Here is a 20,100-nt window from a genome sequence, read left to right as displayed (position 1 = left end):
TCACGGGCCCGCCGGTTCGCTGCGGCCCACCACGTTGCCGGCCCGGTCGATGCAGATCACGTCGACCGCGACCGGCGCCCCGCGCAGCACGGACAGGGCCTCGTCGCGGGCCCGCGCGGCCACCAGGTCACCCAGCCGAACGCCGGCCGCGGTGCACAACTCCAGGGCCGCCAGGCCCGTGTGGGCCTGCGCCACCTCGGTCGCGAGCGCCTCGCCCGCGCCACCGCTGCGGGCCAGCTCCGCGAGGAAGGGCTTGTCCACCTGGGAGCGGGCCGAATGCAGGTCGAGATGGCCCGCGGCCAGTTTGGACAGCTTGGCGAAGCCGCCGCAGATCGTGAGGCGGTCCACCGGATGACGGCGTACGTACTTGAGGACCGCGCCCGCGAAGTCGCCCATGTCGAGCAGGGCGTCCTCCGGCAGGCCGTGTTCGGCGACCACCGTCTTCTCCGACGTCGAGCCCGTGCAGCCCGCCACATGGGTGCGGCCGGCCGCCCGTGCCACGTCCACCCCGCGCCGGATCGAGTCGATCCACGCCGAGCACGAGTACGGCACCACGATGCCGGTCGTGCCCAGGACCGACAGACCGCCCAGGATGCCCAGGCGCGGGTTCCAGGTCGAGCGCGCGAGTTCCGCGCCGTGGTCCACCGAGATGGTGATCTCGACGTCCCCCGGGGCGCCGTGCCGCTCCGCCACCAGCGCCACATGGTCGCGCATCATGCGGCGCGGCACGGGGTTGATCGCGGGTTCGCCCACCGGCAGCGGAAGGCCGGGCCGGGTGATCGTGCCCACGCCCTCGCCCGCCCGGAACACCACGCCGGAGCCGGGCGGAAGCAGCCGTACGGTCGAGCGGATCAGCGCGCCGTGGGTGACGTCCGGGTCGTCGCCCGCGTCCTTCACCACGGCGGCCATCGCGTGCCCGGCGGCCGCCACCGCGTGTCCGGCCGTCATCCCGTGCCCGGCGGCCGCCGTCCGCCCGGCCGCCTCTTCCCCGGCGGCCGGCTCCGCAGCGGCCAGGTCCTCGGCGGCCAGCGCGAACGCGGGTGTCTGGCCGCGCGGCAGCGTGATCGTCACCGGGTCGGGGAATTCGCCGGTCAGGAGCGCGGTGTACGCGGCCGTGGTGGCCGCCGTCGCGCAGGCACCGGTCGTCCAGCCGGGGCGCAGACCGGTGTGCTTGAGTTGGGCGCCGCGGCCGCCCTTCGCCTCACTCACCACCCACGGCCCCCGCCCATGTCCTTGGCCTCACTCACGGAACTCATGGCCTTCGGCCTCACTCACGAACGGAACCGGATCCTGTGCACGTCTTGATTCTGGGGGGTACGGGCGAGGCCCGTCGGCTGGCGGGGCTGCTGTGCGAGGCCGGGGGCACCTCACCGCGCGTGACGAGTTCGCTCGCCGGACGCGTCGCGGAGCCCCGGCTGCCGCCCGGCGAGGTCCGCGTCGGCGGCTTCGGCGGGGCCGAGGGGCTGGCCGCGTGGCTGCGTACGCACGCGGTGGACGTACTCATCGACGCCACCCACCCTTTCGCCCGGACGATCAGTTTCAACGCGGCGCGGGCCGCCGCCGAGGCCCATGTTCCCCTGCTCGCGCTGCGCCGGCCGGGCTGGGTCCCCGGCGCCGGCGACCGCTGGCATCCGGCGGGCTCCCTGGAGGAGGCCGCCGGGCTGCTGCCCGCGCTCGGCCGCCGCGTCTTCCTCACCACCGGGCGCATGGGCCTGGCGGCCTTCGCCCACCTCGACGCGCTGTGGTTCCTCATGCGGTCCGTGGACGCGCCCGAGCCGCCGTTCCCCGCCGCGACGGAGGTGCTGCTCGACCGCGGCCCCTTCACCCTCGAAGGGGAGCGGGAGGTGCTGCGGACGCACCGGATCGACGTCCTCGTCACCAAGGACAGCGGGGGCGCGGCCACCGCGCCCAAGCTCGCCGCCGCCCGCGAGGCGGGGATCCCCGTGGTCGTGGTGCGGCGGCCGCCCGTGCCGGACGGGGTCGAGCGGGCGGCCACCCCCGAGGAGGCGGCCACCTGGGTGCGCCGGTTCACCGGCTGACCTCGTCCGGACCGTCCCGGCCGGCTCGGCCCTCCGGGCGGCTGGCGCGGCCCGCCGGGCGGCGGGCTCAGCCCTCCGGGTAGCGGCGCGGGGTCCAGACGATCTCCTCGCCGTCGCCGCGCCGGACCGTACGGGTCTGCGACGAGCCGACCAGCAGGATCGTGCGCATGTCGACCTCGGCCGGATCCAGATCGGCCAGGCGCACGATGCGGACCCGCTCGGTGGGGCCGCCCACGTCCCGGGCGACCACGACCGGGGTGCCCGGCGAGCGGTGCTCCAGGAGCAGCTCGCGGGCCTTGGCGACCTGCCAAGTGCGACTCGCGGAACCGGGGTTGTAGAGGGCGAGCACCAGATCGGCGGAGGCCGCCGCGTCCAGGCGCTCCGCGATGACGTCCCACGGCTTGAGCCGGTCGGAGAGCGAGATCGTCGCGTAGTCGTGGCCGAGCGGGGCACCCGCGCGGGCGGCGGCCGCGTTCGCCGCGGTCACCCCCGGCAGGACCCGCACGGGCACCTCCGCGTACTCGGGCTGCGAGGCGACTTCGAGCACGGCGGTGGCCATCGCGAAGATGCCCGGGTCGCCGCCCGACACCACGGCAACCCGCCTGCCGCGCATGGCCAGTTGGAGGGCGAACTCGGCGCGCTCGGACTCCACCTTGTTGTCCGAGCCGTGCCGCAGCTGTCCGGGGCGCTCCGGCACCCGGTCCACGTAGGTGGTGTAGCCGACGATGTCGTCGGCGGCGGCGAGCGCGCCGCGCGACTCGGGGGTCAGCCACAGCGGGCCGGCCGGACCGGTGCCGACGACCGTGACCTCGCCGCGCTCGCGCGCGGGGGGCGTGGCGTCGATACGGCTCGGCAGCACCGCGACGGAGAAGTACGGCACCGACTCGGCCTCGATGTCGGCCAGTCGGCCGGTGCGCTCGCCCGCCATGGTGGCGCGCTCCACGTACCGCGCCTCGTCCAGGCGCCCCGAACGCTCCAGTGCCCGGCGGACCTTGGTGAAGGTGCGGCCCAGCTTCATCACCACCGCCGAGTCGGTGGCGGCCAGGCGGGCGGTGAGCTCCTCCTCCGGCAGGGTGCCGGGCAGGATCGTGAGCACCTCCTCGGCCTCCACCAGCGGCTCCCCGAGCCGGGCGGCGGCGGCGCTGACCGAGGTCACACCGGGGATCACCTCGGTCGGGTAGCGGTGTGCGAGCCGCTTGTGCATGTGCTGGTACGAGCCGTAGAACAGCGGGTCGCCCTCGGCGAGCACGGCGACCGTGCGGCCCGCGTCGAGGTGCTCGGCCAGGCGCGCCGAGGCCTCCTCGTAGAAGTCGTTCAGGGCGCCCCGGTAGCCGCCGGGATGGTCGGTGGTCTCCACGGTGAGCGGATAGACCAGCTTCTCCTCGATGTGGTCGGCACGGATGTGCTTCGCCGCGATCGAGCGCGCTATGGACCGGCCGTGCCGAGCCGAGTGGTACGCCACCACGTCCGCCCCGGCGATGGCCTCCACCGCGCGCACCGTCATCAGGGACGGGTCGCCGGGCCCGAGGCCGACCCCGTAGAGACGGCCTGCCGTGCTGCTGTTCTCGCTCATTCCGCCTCGCTCGCGATCGCGTTGAGGGCGGCCGCGGCGATCGCGCTGCCGCCGCGCCGGCCCCGTACCACCAGGTGTTCCAGGCCCGAGGGGTGCGCGGCGAGCGCGTCCTTGGACTCGGCCGCGCCGATGAAGCCGACCGGCACGCCGATGACGGCCGCCGGACGCGGCGCGCCCTCCTCGATCATTTCGAGCAGCCGGAACAGGGCGGTGGGCGCGTTGCCTACGGCCACGACCGCGCCGTCGAGCCGGTCGCGCCACAGCTCCAGGGCGGCGGCGCTGCGCGTGGTGCCGAGCTTCGCGGCGAGGTCGGGCACCGACGGGTCGTTGAGGGTGCACAGCACCTCGTTGTCGGCGGGCAGCCGCTTGCGGGTCACCCCGCTGGCCACCATCCGCGCGTCGCACAGGATCGGCGCGCCCGCGCGCAGCGCCTCGCGGGCCCGGGCCACGACGCCGGGCGTCCAGCCGAGGTCGCGCGTCAGGTCCGTCATGCCACAGGCGTGGATCATGCGGACCGCGACCTGGCTGACGTCGGCGGGCAGCCCGCCGAGGTCGGCCTCGGCGCGGATCGTGGCAAAGGACTGGCGGTATATCTCCGCGCCGTCCTTCTCGTAGTCGAACACTGTGCTCTCGCTCATCTCGTCGTGGTCCCCGTCGCCGGCGTGCCCGTTGTCGCTTCCGCATGTGTGCCGGCTGGTGCGGCCTTCATCGTCGGCCCCCTCGGGCCCGGGCGATGGTGTCCGCCAACTCGCCCTCCCTATAGGGCAGTTGTCGCTCCTCCGTGCCGCTCCGTGCCGTCACCGTGTAGCGGCCGCCGGCGGTCGCGGTCACGTCCACCCAGTCGCCGTGCGGATGCCCGCAGCGGCGTTCGCACCCGGACCAGTAGACCGGCAGGGCGTCCGCGGCCGGGAGCCCGCCCGTGCCCGGCAGGGCGTCCCGGCGGACGTCGGCCAGCGCCTTGGCGCAGCCGGGCCGCCCGGTGCACGCCCCGACCCCGCTCCACGGGGAGCCGGGCTCGGTGATGAACCCGGCGTCACCGAGTTCCCCCAGCCGCCGCCGGGCCCCGCGCTCGTCGAAGCCGGGGACGACGAATCCGCGCCAGGGTGTGATCCTGATCTCGCCGCCGGGGCCGGCGAGCGCCCGCAGCTGGGTGCTGGTCACCCGGCCGAGCACGGGGGCCGCGAGTACGGCGTACGTTCCGTCGGGGCCGGCCGCGATGCCGGGCCGCGGGGCGGGCGCGGGGGGTGTCCGCAGTACGGGTCGTACGGGGGCGGGCTCGGCCGGGATGCCCGCGTGGGCCAGGGCGGCGGCGAGGTCCACCTCATGGCCCGGGGGCAGCTCGCGCACCCGCCAGGCGCCGGCGCCGGCGGCGTCCGCGGCGGCGAGGAAGGCGCGGGCGGCGGCGAGGGCGGCGCGGGGGGCGTCGGCGGCGGCCACGCGCAGGGGGGCCGCCGCTCCGGTCCGCACGAGCGCCACGCCGTCCCCCTGTGCGACCAAGGTCACATCGCCGCCGAGGCCGGTGACGTCGCCGCGGCCGTCGTCCAGGGCGAACAGGAAGCGGCCCGACAGGGCGGTGGTCCAGTCCTGGGCGCACAGCAGCGCGTCCAGCTCGCGCAGCCAGGGGTGCAGGCTGCCGTGGCCATGGCCGTCCAGGCCGGCCAGCGGGGAGGCCACGATGTTGCGTATGCGCTCATGCCGCTCGGAGGGCAACAGGGCGGTGTGGCGCAGGAGTTCGGCGAGTCCGTTGCCGCAGTGGTCGCCGATGCCGCGGAGCTCGGCGTTGCCGCGCGATGTGATGCCGAGGTGGCCGTCCCCGTACCGCTCGGCCGCGACGGCCAGCGCCTCGACCTGACGGTTCGTCAAGATGCCCCCGGGCAGACGGAGTCGGGCCAGCCTGCCGTCGTCGGCGGTGTGCAGCCGCAGGGCGCCGGGGCAGGCGTCGCCCCGGTCCCGTACGACCGGGCTGGGCGCGACGTTGCCCGGGGTGCCCCCTATGGGGGGTTCGCCCTGGTTGGGGGGTGTTGTGGAGGGGGGCGGCATGGCGGCGAGCATACCCAGGTGGCCGTGCGGGGAGGTTTCGGGTGCGGCTCCCCTGAGGGGGGGCTTTGCCCGGACACCTGCGGGGGGCTCCGCCCTCAGACCGAAGGATGCCCGTGCGGCCGGCACCGAGCCGTCAGGGGCGCGAGGAACTGTGCGAAAAGCGACCACGGTCCGCAGCCGAACCAGGGGGCCGGGGGCGAAGCCCCGGAAGCCCACCCACCCCCACTTCCACCCCCGGAGGGTTGCGGCAAGGGGCGGGGAGGGGCCGAAACCCCGGGGCCCGGGGCAAAGCCCCAGCCCACCCACCCCCGCAACCACCCCGCGCCCAAAAGCGCAGGCAACCCGGGTCGCTACTATGCAGGCGGCGCCGGCGACGGCGGCAGGGGAGGAAGCCCGGTGGGAATCCGGCGCGGTCCCGCCACTGTGAGCCCGGACCGAGGCCAGCTCGGAGCCCGGGTGAGTCAGGAACTCCCCCCCCCAGGCCGGGGAAGACTCCCGGGCCCGGGGGACCCATTCCGACACCACCCGGGGCGCGGACACCCCGAGGAAGGCCTGACGCCGCATGCTGCACACGTCCGGGGAGCCCGCAGAGGACCCCCGCCCCATCCTGCTCCTGTCGACGTCCGACACCGACCTGCTCTCCGCCCGCGCGGCGAACGGCCCGGTCCCGTACCGGTTCGCCAACCCGTCCCGGCTCGCGCTCGACACGCTGCCCCAGCTCATCGACGGCGTCGGACTCGTCGTCGTACGACTGCTCGGCGGCGTACGCGCCTGGCAGGACGGCCTGGACCAGCTCACCGCGAGCGGTCTGCCCGTCGTCGTCCTCACCGGCGAACAGGCCCCCGACGCCCAGCTGATGGCCGCCTCCACCGTGCCGGTCGGCATAGCCGCCGAAGCGCACGCCTACCTCGCGCACGGCGGCCCCGCCAACCTCGACCAGCTCGCCCGGTTCCTGTCCGACACCGTGCTGCTCACCGGCCACGGCTTCGAGCCGCCCGCGCCCGCCCCCTCCTGGGGCCCGCTGGAGCGCACCGCCCGCCCGGTCGAGGGACCCGTCGTCGCGGTGCTCTACTACCGCGCCCACCACATGAGCGGCAACACCGCCTTCGTGGACACCCTGTGCGGCGCCATCGAGGACGCCGGGGGCCGCCCGCTCCCGCTGTACGTGTCCTCGCTGCGCGACCCCGAGCCCGCGCTCATCGACGAACTGCGCGCCGCCGACGCCATCGTGACCACCGTCCTCGCGGCCGGCGGCACCAAGCCGGCCACCGCGTCCGCGGGCGGCGACGACGAATCCTGGGACGCGGGCGCGCTCAGCGGCCTGGACGTACCGATCCTCCAGGCGCTCTGCCTCACCGGCTCGCGCAGCGCCTGGGAGGAGAACGACGAGGGCGTCTCCCCGCTGGACGCGGCGAGCCAGATCGCCGTCCCCGAGTTCGACGGCCGCCTGATCACCGTGCCGTTCTCCTTCAAGGAGATCGACGAGGACGGGCTCCCGGCCTACGTCGCCGACGCCGAGCGCTCCGCCCGCGCCGCCGGTATCGCGGTGCGCCACGCCCGCCTCAAGCACATCCCGGCCGCCGACAAGCGCATAGCGCTCGTCCTGTCCGCCTACCCGACCAAGCACTCCCGCATCGGCAACGCGGTCGGCCTCGACACCCCCGCGAGCGCCGTCGCACTCCTGCGCCGACTGCGCGCCGAGGGATACGACTTCGGGCCCGAGGAGGAGATCCCGGGCCTGGTCTCCGGCGACGGCGACGAACTCATCCGCGCCCTGATCGACGCCGGCGGCCACGACCAGGACTGGCTCACCGAGGAACAGCTGGCCGCCAACCCGGTCCGCATCCCCGCCGCCGACTACAAGCGCTGGTACGCCACGCTCCCCGAAGAGCTGCGCACCGGCGTCGAGCAGCACTGGGGCCCGCCGCCCGGCGAGATGTTCCTGGACCGCAGCCGCGTGGGCCACGGAGGCGACCCCGAGGGCGACATCGTCCTCGCCGCCCTGCGCCGCGACAACCTGCTGATCCTCATCCAGCCGCCGCGCGGCTTCGGCGAGAACCCGATCGCGATCTACCACGACCCCGATCTGCCGCCCTCGCACCACTACTTGGCCGCCTACCGCTGGATCGCGGCGAGCGCCGCCGACGGCGGCTTCGGCGCCGACGCCATGATCCACCTCGGCAAGCACGGCAACCTGGAGTGGCTGCCCGGCAAGAACGCCGGCCTGTCCGCCGCCTGCGGCCCCGACGCGGCCCTCGGCGACCTGCCGCTGGTCTACCCCTTCCTGGTCAACGACCCGGGCGAGGGCACCCAGGCCAAGCGCCGCGTGCACGCCACGCTCATCGACCACCTGGTGCCGCCGATGGCCCGCGCCGACTCCTACGGAGACATCGCGCGCCTGGAGCAACTCCTCGACGAGCACGCCCAGATCGCGTCCATGGACCCGGCCAAACTCCCCGCGATCCGCGCCCAGATCTGGACGCTGATCCAGGCCGCGAAGCTCGACCACGACCTCGGGCTCGAAGACCGCCCCGAGGACGAGGGCTTCGACGAGTTCATCATGCATCTCGACGGCTGGCTCTGCGAGATCAAGGACGTCCAGATCCGCGACGGACTGCACGTCCTCGGCAACGCCCCGGCCGGCGCCGACCGCGTCAACCTCGTCCTCGCCATCCTGCGCGCTCGCCAGATCTGGGGCGGCACCACCGCCCTGCCCGGCCTGCGCGAAGCCCTCGGCCTCGACGAGTCCGCCGCCACCCGCACCAGCGCCGACGAGGCCGAGGAACAGGCCCGCGCCCTCGTCCAGTTGATGGACGACGCCGACTGGGACCTCGCCGCGATCCCCGCCGACCAGCCCCAACAGGTGCGCGCCATCCTGGAGTTCGCCGCCCGCGAGGTCGTGCCGCGCCTGGCCGCGACCACCGCCGAACTCGACCACACCGTGCACGCGTTGAGCGGCGGCTTCGTCCCGGCCGGGCCCTCGGGCTCACCCCTGCGCGGCCTGGTCAACGTCCTGCCAACCGGCCGCAACTTCTACTCCGTCGACCCCAAGGCCGTCCCCTCCCGGCTCGCCTGGGAGACCGGCCAGGCCCTCGCCGAATCCCTGGCCAACCGCTACCGCACCGACAACGGCGACTGGCCGACCTCGGTCGGGCTCTCCCTGTGGGGCACCAGCGCGATGCGCACGGCCGGCGACGACGTGGCCGAGGCCATGGCGCTGCTCGGCGTGCGCCCCGTCTGGGACGACGCCTCGCGCCGGGTCACCGGCCTTGAGCCCATCCCGCTCGACGAACTCGGCCGCCCCCGCATCGACGTCACCCTGCGCATCTCGGGCTTCTTCCGCGACGCCTTCCCGCACACCATCGGCCTGCTCGACGACGCCGTACGCCTCGCCGCGTCCCTGGAGGAGCCCGCCGAGCACAACTACGTACGCGCCCACACCCAGGCCGACCTCGCCGAGCACGGCGACGAACGCCGGGCCACCACCCGCATCTTCGGCTCCCGCCCCGGCACCTACGGCGCCGGCCTGCTCCAGCTCATCGACTCCCGCGACTGGCGCACCGACGCCGACCTCGCCGAGGTCTACACGGTCTGGGGCGGCTACGCCTACGGCCGCGAACTCGACGGGCGCCCGGCCCGGGACGAGATGGAGACGGCGTACAAGCGGATCGCGGTCGCCGCCAAGAACACCGACACCCGCGAGCACGACATCGCCGACTCGGACGACTACTTCCAGTACCACGGCGGCATGGTGGCCACCGTCCGCGCCCTGCGCGGCACCGCCCCCGAGGCCTACATCGGCGACTCGACGCGCCCCGAGACGGTCAAGACCCGCACCCTGGTCGAGGAGACCAGCCGGGTCTTCCGGGCCCGCGTGGTCAACCCCAAGTGGATCGAGGCGATGCGCCGCCACGGCTACAAGGGCGCCTTCGAACTCGCAGCCACCGTGGACTACTTGTTCGGCTACGACGCCACGACCGGCGTGGTCGCCGACTGGATGTACGACAAGTTGACCGAGACGTACGTCCTGGACCCGGCCAACCGCGAGTTCCTCCAGAACGCCAACCCCTGGGCCCTGCACGGCATCGCCGAACGCCTCCTGGAGGCCGAGTCCCGCGGCATGTGGGCCAAGCCCGACCCGGCCGTGCTCGAAGCGCTGCGGCAGGTGTACCTGGAGACCGAGGGCGACCTGGAGGACCAGGACTGAGCGGGCAGGAACGGCGTACGTACGCAGAGGGGCGGGCCCGGTCGTGAAGACCGGGCCCGCCCCCGTACGCCGGCGGTGTCAGCCGCGGGCGCCGAAGTCCTGCGTCCACCACGGCCCGCCGGACCCGTAGTGCACACCGATGCCGATCTCCTTGAACCCGCAGTTCAAGATGTTGGCGCGATGGCCCGGACTGTTCATCCAGGAGTCCATGACGGCGGCCGCGTCCGCCTGGCCCCGCGCGATGTTCTCGCCGTACGCACTCCACTGGTACCCGGCGGCCGTGATCCGCTCGCCGGGGCCCGCGCCGCTCGGGTCGGTGTGGTCGAAGAAGTTCTGCGCGGCCATGTTCTCGGAGTGCTTGAGGGCGGCGTCGTACAGCTTCGGGTTACTGGTGAGCGCCGAACAACCCGCCTTGCCACGCTCGGAGTTGACGAGATCGAGCACCTGCTGCACGGCCGCCGGGGTGCCGTGGTCCGCGTCGGCCGTCGCCCGCTTCGTGCTGGGCACGGGCCTGGGCGGCACGGGGTGCGCGGACGGCTTGGCGGCAGGGGGAGAGGAGTGCTTGACCGGGGTGCTCGGCGAAGGCGAACTGCTCGCCTTCGTAGGGGAGTTGGAGGCGGAAGGGCTCGGCGGCAGCGGCCCGGTGCCGATCCCGTCGGCGCTGGCGGCGTCGGTGGTGGTGAGGGGTGCGTCCGCGACCGAACCGGCGGTGTCCTGGCCCGGGGTGCTGACGAACCGGTAGGCCCCGCCCAGGGCGGCGACGGCGGCGAGCCCCGCGATGACGGCGGCGGCCCGGCGCCGTCGGCGGGCCCGCTGATCGCGCCGGTCGCGCCGGGAGGTGGGGGCCCGCCGCCGCCCTGCGGCATGGGCGCCATGGGGGGCGCGCGGGGCGGCCCGGGTGGCGGCGGTCGTCGCGTGGGCGACGGTCTCCAGGGCGGGCGCCCGGCCGCCCAGGACGGCGAGCAGACCGGCGGTGGCCGCGCCCACCGGAACCAGGGCGAGCCCCACGAGCAGTCCCTCGGCGGGTATCAGCCCGCTCCAGTGCCCGGAGCAGACCGCGCAGGTCCGGGCGTGCCGGGCTATGCGCTTGCGCCACAGCGCCGAGGGCACGCCGTCCCAGGACAGGGCGAGCCCGTACAGCTCACCACAGCGCCCGATCCCGGCCAGCGCCCGCACCACGACCCGGGCGGTCTCCAGCTGGCCCTTCATGCGCTGGACGCGCACGGCGGCGTGCTCGGCGCTCAGGTCGAGCGCCGTGGCGACCTCGCCCCGGGTGAGGACGCCCGCCGCCTCCAGCCACCACAGCGAGAGCAGCGCCCGGTCGTCCGGCTCCAGCCAGCGGGTGGCCTCGGTGACCTCCTTGCGCTGCCCGGAAAGGCCGAGCCGCACGATGGTGAGGTCGACGAAGTCGGCGCCGGGGTCGGCGAGGTCGTGGGCGTCCTGGAGCCCGGCGTCGACGGGGGTACGGCGGTGGCCCTGCCAGTACCGGCGGATCTCGTTCATGGTGACGGCGACCAGCCAGGACCGGAAGGCCGCGGGTTCGCGCAGCGAGCCGAGCCCGTCGAGCATCCGCAGCAGGCTCTCCTGCACGACGTCGTCGACGTCGGCGTGCCCGCCCAGCGCGCGCCCGACGATGTTGTACACGAGCGGCAGATACCCGGCGACGAGCTCGTCGCGCGCCCGCTGATCCCCGTCCCGGGCCGCGACGACCACCGCGGCTATCTGTTCACTGATCACGCCTCGTCCACTCTCCCGGAGCACCGAACCTAACTGACCCGACGGAGAGGAGAACAGGGCGACGGTGGGCGGATAACAGAAATCGGATGACAGATATCGACCGCCCCCACCCGAATACCGGGCGCGACCTGCCGGTCGGCGGTGGCCCACGGGGCGTGCGGCAGGCGTACGTGAGCCGTGTCACTCCCGCGCGGGCGTACGCTCCGACGCATGAGTGACATCCCCGCGGCCGAGCCGGAACGGGCTTCCCAGCCGGAGCGGTCGCCCGAGCCGGAGCGGTCGCGTGCGGCCGTGCCGGTGCCGGGGGCCGTGCCGGGGCCGTTGGCGGAGGCCGTGCCGGGGGTGCTGCCCAGGCCGACGCCGATGCCGCCGCCGACGCCGGACATCACGTACACCCAGTGCAAGCGGTGCGGCACGGAGCTGGCCGGGCTCGACGGGCGGTACTCGTGCGGGGTGTGCGGCTGGTCCAACCACTGGTCGGAGGGGCACCGGCCGCTCCCGCGCGCCGAGGACGACCCGGACGCGCCGCCGACGCCGGTCAATCCGCTGGGGGAGCAGTAGCGACTGGGAGCAGGAGAGGCCGGGGCAGGAGCGGCCGGGGGCAGTCGCGGCTCAGGCGGACGTGCCGGGGGCGGGGGCCGGGGTGGGCGTGAGGTCGGGGGCGGGGGCGGAGGTGGGGAGAAGCGAGTCCAGAAGGTCCCGGCCCTCCTCCCAACTGCCGAGCAGGCTGCCGGAGTTGATGTGTCCGACCGGGCCGGCCAGATGGTGGTGGGCGCCCCACTGCGCGGCGAATGCGGCGGAGGTCTCGGGGGCGCAGTAGGGGTCGTTCGTGCCGGCCACCACCAGGGCGGGGATGGGGAGCGGGCGCGCCGACAGCTCGGTGAAGGTCGGTGCGGACCCGCTCGGGAACGCCGGGGACAGCGGGTCGGGCGGGGCCACCAGGAACGCGGCCGTGGCCGCGGGTGAGGGGCTCCGGCCCAGCCAGGTGGCCGCGGCCCAGCAGCCCAGGCTGTGGGCCACGAGGACGACGTGGTCGTGCTGCCGGGCTGCCTCGTCGACGGCCGTCCCGACCGCCGCGACCCAGTCCTCCAGATCCGGCTCGGACCACGAGTCCGGCGCCGTGCGCACCGCCGACGGACCCCACTGCCGCTCCCACTCGCTCTGCCAGTGGTGCTCGTCGGACCCGTCGATACCGGGAATGATCACGTAGCCGGACATGGCTTCCCCCGCGCTGGTCGCTTGCCTCTTACGGAAGTCCCCGTACCCGGGGTGCCGCAGGTGTATCGTACCGAGCACTTCTCTCACGAAATGTACTGTTTTGTACGATGACTTGAGTGACCTCGGGCTCCGGCGCCGCGCGCTTCTCGCCACGCTTCCGACGGCCTTCGCGCTGAGCGGGTGCGAGGCCGCGGCGCCCCGGCGCGAGCGGGACCGGCGGCCCGTCCACGCGCCCCCCGCCGGGCCCGTCCGGCAGGCCGGGGTGATCGAGCCCCAGCAGCCGCACACGCTCTTCGTCTCCTACGACCTCACGCCCGGCACCCGGGGCGCCCCCGGACGCGACGCGGTCCGGCGGTTGCTCGCGCGGTGGAGCGAACTGTTGGCCGGGATGGCGCCCGGACCCACCGCGACCGTGGGCATCGGCCCCGCCCTGCCGCCACGCCTCGGCGTCGGGGGGCCCGAGGGCCTGCGGGAGCTGCCCGCCTTCGCCGGGGAGCACCTGGACGTGGGGGCGGGGGGCGGCGAGATCGGGGTGCAGATCTGCGCGCGGGATCCGCAGGGGTGCGAGCGTCTGGCCGGGCTGCTCGCGGGCGCGGGCGCGGGGGTGCTGCGGCCGCGCTGGCGCCAGGCGGGTTTCCTGCCCGCCGAGCGCTCCGGCCCGCGCTCCGAACTCCTCGCGCCCGCGCGGGCGGGCGAGGCCCCGCGTGACCTGCTCGGCTTCAAGAACGGCACGGCCAACCCCACGGCTGCGGAGAGCGAGCGCTGGGTGTGGCTGCCGCCCGGGGGGCGTTATGCGGACGGTACGTTCCTCGTGGTGCGGCGGATCCGGCTGAGGGTGGAGGAGTTCGGGCGCCTGCCGGTCGCCCGGCAGGAGCAGATCCTCGGGTGCCGCAAGAAGGGCGGGGAGGTGCTGTCCTCCGACCTGAACGCCCGTACCCCGGAGGGGAGTTACGTCCTGCCTCTGGACGCCCATGTCCGGCTCGCCGGCCCAGGCCCCGACGGGGGTGCGCGGATGTTCCGGCGGAGCTACTCCTACGAGAACAGTCCTGGGGACCGGGGCATGCTCTTCCTCGCGTACATGCGAGATCCCTCGCTGTTCGTACGGGTGGGGGCCCGGCTGGCCGCGTCCGATGCGCTCAACTCCTATGCGGAGCAGTACGGTTCGGCCCTCTTCTATGTGCTGCCGGGGGTGGGGGGCAGCGGGCGGGCTCTGGGGAGCACGGTGCTGTGACCCCGAGCCGCCGAGCGGCAGCGCCTTGGCAGGTGCGGTGCCATGTGAAATATTACCGGGGTGGTCATGACAAGCACCCCGGACGTCATCGTCGTGGGCGCCGGCATCGTGGGTGCCGCCTGCGCCCACTACGCGGCCCGCGCCGGCCTGAAGGTGACCGTCCTCGACCGCGGCCCCGTCGCCGGCGGCACCACCGGCTCCGGCGAAGGCAACCTCCTCGTCTCGGACAAGGCCCCCGGACCCGAACTCGAACTGGCCCTCCAGTCGGCCGAGTTGTGGCGAGAGCTCGCGGAACAGCTCCCGCGCGGCGTCGAGTACGAGCCCAAGGGCGGGCTCGTCGTCGCCTCCGACGAGGCGGCCCTGACCGCGCTGCGCACCTTCGCCGCGGCCCAGGAGAAGGCGGGCGTGACCGTCCGCGAGGTGCCGGCCGACCGGCTGCCCCACCTGGAGCCGCACTTGGCGCCCGGCCTCGCGGGAGGCGTCCACTATCCGCAGGACGCCCAGGTCATGCCCGCCCTCGCTGCGGCGCGGCTGCTGCGCGCGTCGGGTGCGGAACTCCGGCCAGGGCAGGAGGTGACGGGGCTGCTCACCGGTCCGGGCGGCGCGGTACGCGGTGTGCGGACCGCGTCCGGGGTGCTGCACGCGCCGTACGTCGTCAACGCCGCCGGCACCTGGGGCGGCGAACTGGCCCGGCTGGCGGGGGTGTTGCTGCCGGTGCTGCCCCGTCGCGGCTTCGTCCTGGTCACGGAGCCGCTGCCGCGCGTGGTGCGGCACAAGGTGTACGCGGCGGACTACGTCGCGGACGTGGCCAGCGACTCCGCCGCGCTCCAGACCTCGCCGGTGGTCGAGGGGACGCCCGCGGGGCCGGTCCTGATCGGCGCGAGCCGCGAGCGGGTGGGGTTCGACCGCACGCTCTCGGTGCCGGCCCTTCGGCGACTCGCGGCCGGGGCGACCGCGCTGTTCCCCGTACTCGCGGGCGTGCGGGTGATCCGTACGTACGCGGGGTTCCGGCCCTATCTGCCGGACCACCTGCCGGCGATCGGGGCGGATCCGCGGGTGCCGGGGCTGCTGCACGCCTGCGGGCACGAGGGCGCGGGGATCGGGCTCGCCCCGGTGACGGGGCGGATCATCGCGGAGTGCCTGGTCGGGGGCCAACCACCCCTGGACATCAGCCCGTTCGATCCGGCGCGGTTCGAGGCGGGAGGTGGGGCATGAGCCGACGGCAGCGGTGGTCGGGGAGGGAGGCCCGGGTGGACGGTGCGGCCCGCACCCCCGGTGAGCTGGCCGGGGCCCGGCCGGGGCCCGCGTTCGAGATCACGGTGGACGGGCGTGCCCTGCCGGCGCTCCCCGGGCAGACCGTCGCGGCCGCGTTGTGGGCCGCGGGAATCCTGGCCTGGCGGACGACCCGCGCGGGCGGGAAGCCGCGGGGGGTGTTCTGCGGGATCGGGCAGTGCTTCGACTGTCTGGTCACGGTCAACGGCGTGGCCAATCGGAGGGCGTGCCTCGTGGGGGTACGGCCCGGGGACGCGATCGGAACGCAGGAGGGGGAGGGCCGTGGGGAGCTCGCGGTCTGAGCAGGGGGCGGGTACGGGGGGCGGGGTCTGCCCCGCCGTCCCCGGGTGCGGTCGTTCGTGGTTCGTGGTGCTCGCGCGGCCGGGTCGCCCATGCCGGCGACCCGCACCCTCAACAGGGCGTGCTTGCAGTGGAGTCGGGGGTGCGTGGTGACGGAGTCGTATGACCTCGTGGTGGTGGGGGCCGGGCCCGCCGGGCTGGCCGGTGCCGGGGCCGCGGGGCAACTCGGGCTCCGGGTAGCGCTGTTGGACATGGCCGAGCGCATCGGGGGCCAGTTCTACCGGCAGCCCGCTGCCGCGCTCGGGGCCACTCGGCCCCAGGCGCTGCATCACGACTGGGACGCGTTCGTCGCGTTGCGCGGGCGGCTCGCGGCCGGGCGGGTCGAGCATCTTGGCCGGCACCATGTGTGGGCCGTGGAGCGGGACGGGGACGGGGGCAGGGGCGGGCCCGGGGAGCGGCCCGGGGGCCGGCGCGGGGACGGCGAATGGGTCGTGCATGCCGTCGTCGGGGAGGACGGAGGAGAGGGCGGGGAGGGTGGAGGTGAGGGGCGGCGGGCCGTGCGGGTTCGGGCGCGGGCCGTGTTGCTCGCCACCGGGGCGTATGAGCGGCAACTGCCCTTTCCTGGCTGGACTTTGCCGGGCGTCGTGGGGGCCGGTGGCGCGCAGGCCATGCTCAAGGGCGGGCTCGTGCGGCCCGGGAAGCGGGTGGTCGTCGCCGGGAGCGGCCCGCTGCTCCTCGCCGTGGCCTCCTCGCTCGCCTCGGCAGGCGTCGAGGTTCCGGCCGTGATCGAGGCGTCCGGCTATCTCGGCTACGCCCGTCACCCCCGAGCGCTCGCCGCCAACCCCCGCAAGCTCGCCGAGGGCCTGACCCATGGCGCGGCCCTGCTCCGGCACCGGATCCCGCTGCGTACCCGCAGCGCGGTGACCGAGGCGTACGGCTCCGAGCGCGTCGAGGCGGTCACCGTGTCCCGGCTCGACGCCCGGTGGCGTCCCGTGCCCGGGTCCGGGCGCCGGATCGCCTGTGACGCCCTCGCCGTCGGCCACGGGCTCGTACCCGGGATCGAACTCGCCACCACGCTCGGCTGTGCCACCCGCTCGACCGCCGACAACACGCTGGCGCTGCGGCTGAGTTCGACACAGGAGACCTCGGTGCGGGGGATCTGGGCCGCGGGCGAGGTCGGGGGCGTGGCGGGCGCACAACTCGCCTGTGCGGAGGGTGAGTTGGCAGCACTGGCCATTGCCGCGCGGCTCACGAAGCCTGGACCGTACGCCGGACCGGACCCGCGGCGGCCCTCCGGCCTGGACCCTGGACGCCCCGCGCGGGTAGGGCAGTTGCTGTCCCGCCGTGCCCGGCTGCGTGCCTTCGCCGAAGCCATGGCCGCCGCGCACGCTCCGGGGCCGGGCTGGACCGACTGGCTCTCCGACGACACCGAGGTGTGCCGCTGCGAGGAGGTCACGGCGGGCCGGATCCGCGCGGCGGTCACCGACGAGGGTGCCCGCGACGCCCGTACCGTCAAGCTGTTCACGCGGGCCGGCATGGGCTGGTGCCAGGGGCGGATGTGCGGGGCGGCGGTGTCCTGCCTCGCCGGGGACGGTCAACCCCCGGCGCAGCGGCGCCCGTTGGCGGTACCGGTCACGCTCGGCGCGCTGGCCGCCGAGGGGCCCGGATGCGGTCAGGAGCCGAGCCGGTCGCAAACGTAACGTGACATTGTACTCTGGGTCTCCGCTCGGTACGGAGGAACAGCAGCATGGGACACCTGAAGCAGAGCAAGGTCATCACCACCACCGAGCGGCTGCGCGACCAGGTCGCCCACGCGCTGCGCGCCGCGCTGATCTCCGGTGAGCTGCGGCCCGGGCAGGTCTATTCGGCGCCCGGCCTCGCCGAGGAGTTCGGCATCTCCGCGACCCCCGTGCGCGAGGCCATGCTCGACCTCGCCCGGGAGGGCCTGGTGGAGCCGGTCCGCAACAAGGGCTTTCGGATCACCGAGGTCAATGAGCGCGATCTCGACCAGTACACCGAGATCCGTGCCCTGATCGAGGTCCCGATGATCGGCCGGATCACCCGCAGCGCGGACCGCGCCGACCTGGAGGCGCTGCGGCCGGTCGCCGAGGAGATCGTGCGCGCGGCCCGCGAGCACGACCTCATCGGCTACCTGGAGGCCGACCGCCGCTTCCATCTCTCGCTGCTCGCGCTGTCGGGCAACGAGCGCCTGGTGGAGACCGTCGGCGATCTGCGCAAGCGGTCCCGGCTGTACGGTCTGACCGCGCTGGACCAGCGCGACGAGCTGATCCCGTCGGCCGAGGAGCACATCGAGCTGCTCGACCTCATGCTGGCCGGGGACGCCAGGGCGGCCGAGAAGTGCATGACCCGCCACCTCGGTCACGTCCGCTCGCTGTGGGCGCGGAGCGAGGCGGCCGACCCCAAGCCCAAGCGCCGCCTGGGCGCGGCCCGCTGAACCGCCCTGCCTCGGCCCGCGCGGGCGGGCGGGGAACGGGGCGCCGGGTCAGGGGGTGCCGGCGTCCTTGGCGGCTGCCGCGCGGTACTCCGCGTTGAGCCGCTGGGCCTCCTCCAGCTGGTCCTCCAGGATCACGATCCGGCAGGCCGCTTCGACGGGGGTGCCCTGGTCGACGAGTTCGCGGGCGCGGGCGGCGATGCGCAGCTGGTAGCGGGAGTAGCGCCGGTGGCCGCCCTCGGAGCGCAACGGGGTGATCAGGCGGGCTTCGCCGAGGGCGCGCAGGAAGGCGGGGCTCGCACCGATCATCTCGGCGGCCCGGCCCATGGTGTAGGCGGGGTAGTCGTCGTCGTCCAGTCGACCACTGAGCGGGCTGTCCGCTGTCATGTCACCTCTTTCGCACCGCGTCGTGGGTCCGCGGTGCCCTACGGGGTTCGCGGGCCCGAGGGGAAATTCAACACCATGGGCCGCCCCGGGTGCCGCGCCGACCGGCGGGGGCGGCGAACACGGGGACACGGCGAGGGCCCCGCCGGTGTCCCGGCGGGGCCCTCGTGGTGATCCTGGTGCGGTGGTGCGCCCGGCTTCCGGGTTACGCCAGCGCGTTCACGCCGAGCATCTCGGACGCCGCTTCCAGCGGGGTCAGGGTGCGGGCGGGCGCGGCCTGGGGCAAGGCCTGGCAGGTGAAGCCCAGGCGGGTCATGGCCCGGGTCACCTCCTGGGCGCTGAAGTCGCGGCGGTCCTGCCGGGTGATGACCTCGCCCACCTGCTTGACGGGGTAGTGACGGCGTCCGATGAGGACGGAGTCGCCCTCGACGGGCTCGGGCTTGATGCCCTTCATCGCGGCCACCACTTGGGCCTTGGAGAGATCGAACGGGAAGCGGGCGATGACGCAGCGCATGATGCCTTCCAAGGCTTGGGGGGTGGACCGACCGGGTGTGCGGTCGGCGGTCGGGGCGCGCACGCCCCGGTGAAGGGCCGGGTGCGGGCTCAGGCGGCCGTTCCGGACGGGCGGGGTTCGGCGGCGCGGCCGGGGCGGGCGCCGCGCCGGTCCTGGGCCGGGCGGCTGCGACGGCCGCGCGAGGAGGAGGCGGAGGCGCTGCGGCGGGGGCGCTCGGCGACCGGCGCCTTGATGACGACCGGGATCCCGGAGGGTGCCTGGGCGCCGGTGATCCGGCTCAACTCCTCGTCGCCGGACCGTACTTGAGTGGTCTGCGGGACGATGCTCGCATTGACCATCAGGCGGCTCATCTCGCGGCGCTGGTTGGGCGTGACGAGGGTGACGACGCTGCCGGACTCGCCCGCGCGGGCGGTACGGCCGCCCCGGTGCAGATAGTCCTTGTGGTCGGTCGGCGGGTCGACGTTGACCACCAGGTCGAGGTTGTCGACGTGGATACCGCGCGCCGCCACATTGGTGGCGACCAGCACGGACACGTCACCGGTCTTGAACTGCGCGAGCGTACGGGTGCGCTGGGGCTGCGACTTCCCGCCGTGCAGCGCCGCCGCCCGCACACCGCTCTGGAGCAGGTGCTTGGTGAGCTGGTCCACCGCGTGCTTGGTGTCCAGGAACATGATCACCCGCCCGTCCCGGGCCGCGATCTCCGTGGTCGTGGCGTACTTGTCCGCGCTCTGCACATGCAGCACGTGGTGCTCCATCGTGGTCACCGCGCCCGCCGACGGGTCCACCGAGTGCACGACCGGGTCGCTCAGATAGCGGCGCACGAGCAGGTCCACATTGCGGTCCAGGGTCGCCGAGAACAGCATCCGCTGCCCGCCCGGACGCACCTGGTCGAGCAGCTCGGTGACCTGCGGCATGAAGCCCATGTCGGCCATCTGGTCCGCCTCGTCCAGGACCGTGATGTCGACCTGGTCCAAACGGCAGTCCCGGCGCTCGATCAAATCCTTCAGCCGGCCCGGCGTCGCCACCACGACCTCCGCACCCGAACGCAGCGCACCCGCCTGCCGCCCGATCGACATGCCGCCCACCACCGTCGCCAGCCGCAGCCGCAGGGCGCGGGCATACGGGGTCAGCGC

The 20,100-nt window shown here is 74.6% G+C and carries 17 protein-coding genes and 1 riboswitch; of the genes, 8 read left to right on the top strand and 9 right to left on the bottom strand.

Translation table 11 applies throughout. The annotated features are described in order from the left end of the window. Complete coding sequence (locus tag CG740_RS36085; RefSeq protein ID WP_100579548.1) at positions 1 to 1,212, bottom strand: cobalt-precorrin-5B (C(1))-methyltransferase; 1,212 nt, start codon at positions 1,210 to 1,212, stop codon at positions 1 to 3. A gap of 80 nt (positions 1,213 to 1,292) precedes the next feature. On the opposite strand from CG740_RS36085, the gene CG740_RS36080 reads away from it, so the two are divergent. Beyond that, the gene (locus CG740_RS36080) at positions 1,293 to 2,039 is read left to right on the top strand and encodes a cobalt-precorrin-6A reductase (protein ID WP_100579547.1); all 747 of its coding nucleotides are present in this window, start codon (positions 1,293 to 1,295) and stop codon (positions 2,037 to 2,039) included. Between the two features lie 67 nt (positions 2,040 to 2,106). On the opposite strand, the gene CG740_RS36075 is transcribed toward CG740_RS36080, so the two are convergent. The 3 genes from CG740_RS36075 to CG740_RS36065 form a co-directional block, all read right to left on the bottom strand. Beyond that, entirely contained in the window at positions 2,107 to 3,612 is a 1,506-nt protein-coding gene (locus CG740_RS36075; protein ID WP_100579546.1) for a precorrin-2 C(20)-methyltransferase, read from the bottom strand. Continuing rightward, positions 3,609 to 4,250 carry a precorrin-8X methylmutase gene (locus CG740_RS36070; RefSeq protein WP_100579545.1) on the bottom strand — a complete coding sequence of 214 codons (642 nt, stop codon included), beginning with the start codon at positions 4,248 to 4,250 and terminating at the stop codon, positions 3,609 to 3,611. The genes CG740_RS36075 and CG740_RS36070 overlap by 4 nt, the downstream gene beginning before the upstream one ends. 67 nt (positions 4,251 to 4,317) lie before the next feature. Next, positions 4,318 to 5,664 carry a cobalamin biosynthesis protein CobG gene (locus CG740_RS36065; RefSeq protein ID WP_100579544.1) on the bottom strand — a complete coding sequence of 449 codons (1,347 nt, stop codon included), beginning with the start codon at positions 5,662 to 5,664 and terminating at the stop codon, positions 4,318 to 4,320. 373 nt (positions 5,665 to 6,037) lie between these two features. After that, positions 6,038 to 6,123: riboswitch (cobalamin riboswitch) on the top strand. 91 nt (positions 6,124 to 6,214) lie between these two features. Between CG740_RS36065 and cobN the strand changes: the two genes are divergently transcribed. Further along, entirely contained in the window at positions 6,215 to 9,859 is a 3,645-nt protein-coding gene (gene cobN / locus CG740_RS36060) for a cobaltochelatase subunit CobN (RefSeq protein ID WP_100579543.1), read from the top strand. Between the two features lie 78 nt (positions 9,860 to 9,937). Here the strand turns inward: cobN and CG740_RS36055 are convergent, their stop codons facing one another. After that, positions 9,938 to 11,596, bottom strand: coding sequence for a sigma-70 family RNA polymerase sigma factor (locus tag CG740_RS36055; RefSeq protein WP_100579542.1), 1,659 nt, complete (start codon positions 11,594 to 11,596; stop codon positions 9,938 to 9,940). A 210-nt stretch (positions 11,597 to 11,806) separates the two neighbouring features. On the opposite strand from CG740_RS36055, the gene CG740_RS42055 reads away from it, so the two are divergent. Beyond that, the gene (locus CG740_RS42055; protein ID WP_376216029.1) at positions 11,807 to 12,157 is read left to right on the top strand and encodes a hypothetical protein; all 351 of its coding nucleotides are present in this window, start codon (positions 11,807 to 11,809) and stop codon (positions 12,155 to 12,157) included. Positions 12,158 to 12,208: 51 nt separating this feature from the next. Here the strand turns inward: CG740_RS42055 and CG740_RS36045 are convergent, their stop codons facing one another. Then, on the bottom strand, positions 12,209 to 12,892 hold the full coding sequence (locus tag CG740_RS36045) for an RBBP9/YdeN family alpha/beta hydrolase (protein ID WP_324901209.1): 684 nt from the start codon (positions 12,890 to 12,892) through the stop codon (positions 12,209 to 12,211). A 34-nt stretch (positions 12,893 to 12,926) separates the two neighbouring features. Between CG740_RS36045 and CG740_RS36040 the strand changes: the two genes are divergently transcribed. The 5 genes from CG740_RS36040 to CG740_RS36020 all read left to right on the top strand — a co-directional run bounded on the left by CG740_RS36040 (position 12,927) and on the right by CG740_RS36020 (position 18,072). Further along, entirely contained in the window at positions 12,927 to 14,045 is a 1,119-nt protein-coding gene (locus CG740_RS36040) for a Dyp-type peroxidase (RefSeq protein ID WP_159030519.1), read from the top strand. Between the two features lie 66 nt (positions 14,046 to 14,111). After that, entirely contained in the window at positions 14,112 to 15,260 is a 1,149-nt protein-coding gene (locus tag CG740_RS36035) for an NAD(P)/FAD-dependent oxidoreductase (protein ID WP_100579589.1), read from the top strand. After that, on the top strand, positions 15,257 to 15,619 hold the full coding sequence (locus tag CG740_RS36030) for a (2Fe-2S)-binding protein (RefSeq protein WP_100579539.1): 363 nt from the start codon (positions 15,257 to 15,259) through the stop codon (positions 15,617 to 15,619). The genes CG740_RS36035 and CG740_RS36030 overlap by 4 nt, the downstream gene beginning before the upstream one ends. Positions 15,620 to 15,766: 147 nt before the next feature. Next, positions 15,767 to 17,317: an FAD/NAD(P)-dependent oxidoreductase gene (locus tag CG740_RS36025; protein WP_234376692.1), complete on the top strand. Its 1,551-nt coding sequence runs from the start codon at positions 15,767 to 15,769 to the stop codon at positions 17,315 to 17,317. 47 nt (positions 17,318 to 17,364) lie between these two features. Further along, complete coding sequence (locus tag CG740_RS36020; RefSeq protein WP_100579537.1) at positions 17,365 to 18,072, top strand: GntR family transcriptional regulator; 708 nt, start codon at positions 17,365 to 17,367, stop codon at positions 18,070 to 18,072. A gap of 48 nt (positions 18,073 to 18,120) precedes the next feature. On the opposite strand, the gene CG740_RS36015 is transcribed toward CG740_RS36020, so the two are convergent. The 3 genes from CG740_RS36015 to CG740_RS36005 form a co-directional block, all read right to left on the bottom strand. Further along, entirely contained in the window at positions 18,121 to 18,456 is a 336-nt protein-coding gene (locus CG740_RS36015; protein WP_100579536.1) for a MerR family transcriptional regulator, read from the bottom strand. A 202-nt stretch (positions 18,457 to 18,658) separates the two neighbouring features. Further along, entirely contained in the window at positions 18,659 to 18,967 is a 309-nt protein-coding gene (locus CG740_RS36010) for an SCO5918 family protein (RefSeq protein WP_100579535.1), read from the bottom strand. An 89-nt stretch (positions 18,968 to 19,056) separates the two neighbouring features. Beyond that, a partial coding sequence (locus tag CG740_RS36005; RefSeq protein ID WP_100579534.1) for a DEAD/DEAH box helicase occupies positions 19,057 to 20,100 on the bottom strand: 1,044 nt, incomplete at its 5' end.

The organism is Streptomyces sp. CB01201 (assembly GCF_002803085.1).
GTDB classification, from domain to species: domain Bacteria; phylum Actinomycetota; class Actinomycetes; order Streptomycetales; family Streptomycetaceae; genus Streptomyces; species Streptomyces hundungensis.
This window is presented reverse-complemented; position numbering and strand designations above follow the sequence as displayed.

Excerpts from the sequence above, each read along its gene's own strand:
- CG740_RS36075 (WP_100579546.1), bottom strand. The coding sequence starts at position 3,612 with ATGAGCGAGAACAGCAGCACGGCAGGCCGTCTCTACGGGGTCGGCCTC.
- CG740_RS42055 (WP_376216029.1), top strand. The coding sequence starts at position 11,807 with ATGAGTGACATCCCCGCGGCCGAGCCGGAACGGGCTTCCCAGCCGGAG.
- CG740_RS36010 (WP_100579535.1), bottom strand. The coding sequence starts at position 18,967 with ATGCGCTGCGTCATCGCCCGCTTCCCGTTCGATCTCTCCAAGGCCCAA.
- CG740_RS36020 (WP_100579537.1), top strand. The coding sequence starts at position 17,365 with ATGGGACACCTGAAGCAGAGCAAGGTCATCACCACCACCGAGCGGCTG.
- CG740_RS36070 (WP_100579545.1), bottom strand. The coding sequence starts at position 4,250 with ATGAGCGAGAGCACAGTGTTCGACTACGAGAAGGACGGCGCGGAGATA.
- CG740_RS36035 (WP_100579589.1), top strand. The coding sequence starts at position 14,112 with ATGACAAGCACCCCGGACGTCATCGTCGTGGGCGCCGGCATCGTGGGT.
- cobN (WP_100579543.1), top strand. The coding sequence starts at position 6,215 with ATGCTGCACACGTCCGGGGAGCCCGCAGAGGACCCCCGCCCCATCCTG.
- CG740_RS36030 (WP_100579539.1), top strand. The coding sequence starts at position 15,257 with ATGAGCCGACGGCAGCGGTGGTCGGGGAGGGAGGCCCGGGTGGACGGT.
- CG740_RS36065 (WP_100579544.1), bottom strand. The coding sequence starts at position 5,664 with ATGCTCGCCGCCATGCCGCCCCCCTCCACAACACCCCCCAACCAGGGC.
- CG740_RS36015 (WP_100579536.1), bottom strand. The coding sequence starts at position 18,456 with ATGACAGCGGACAGCCCGCTCAGTGGTCGACTGGACGACGACGACTAC.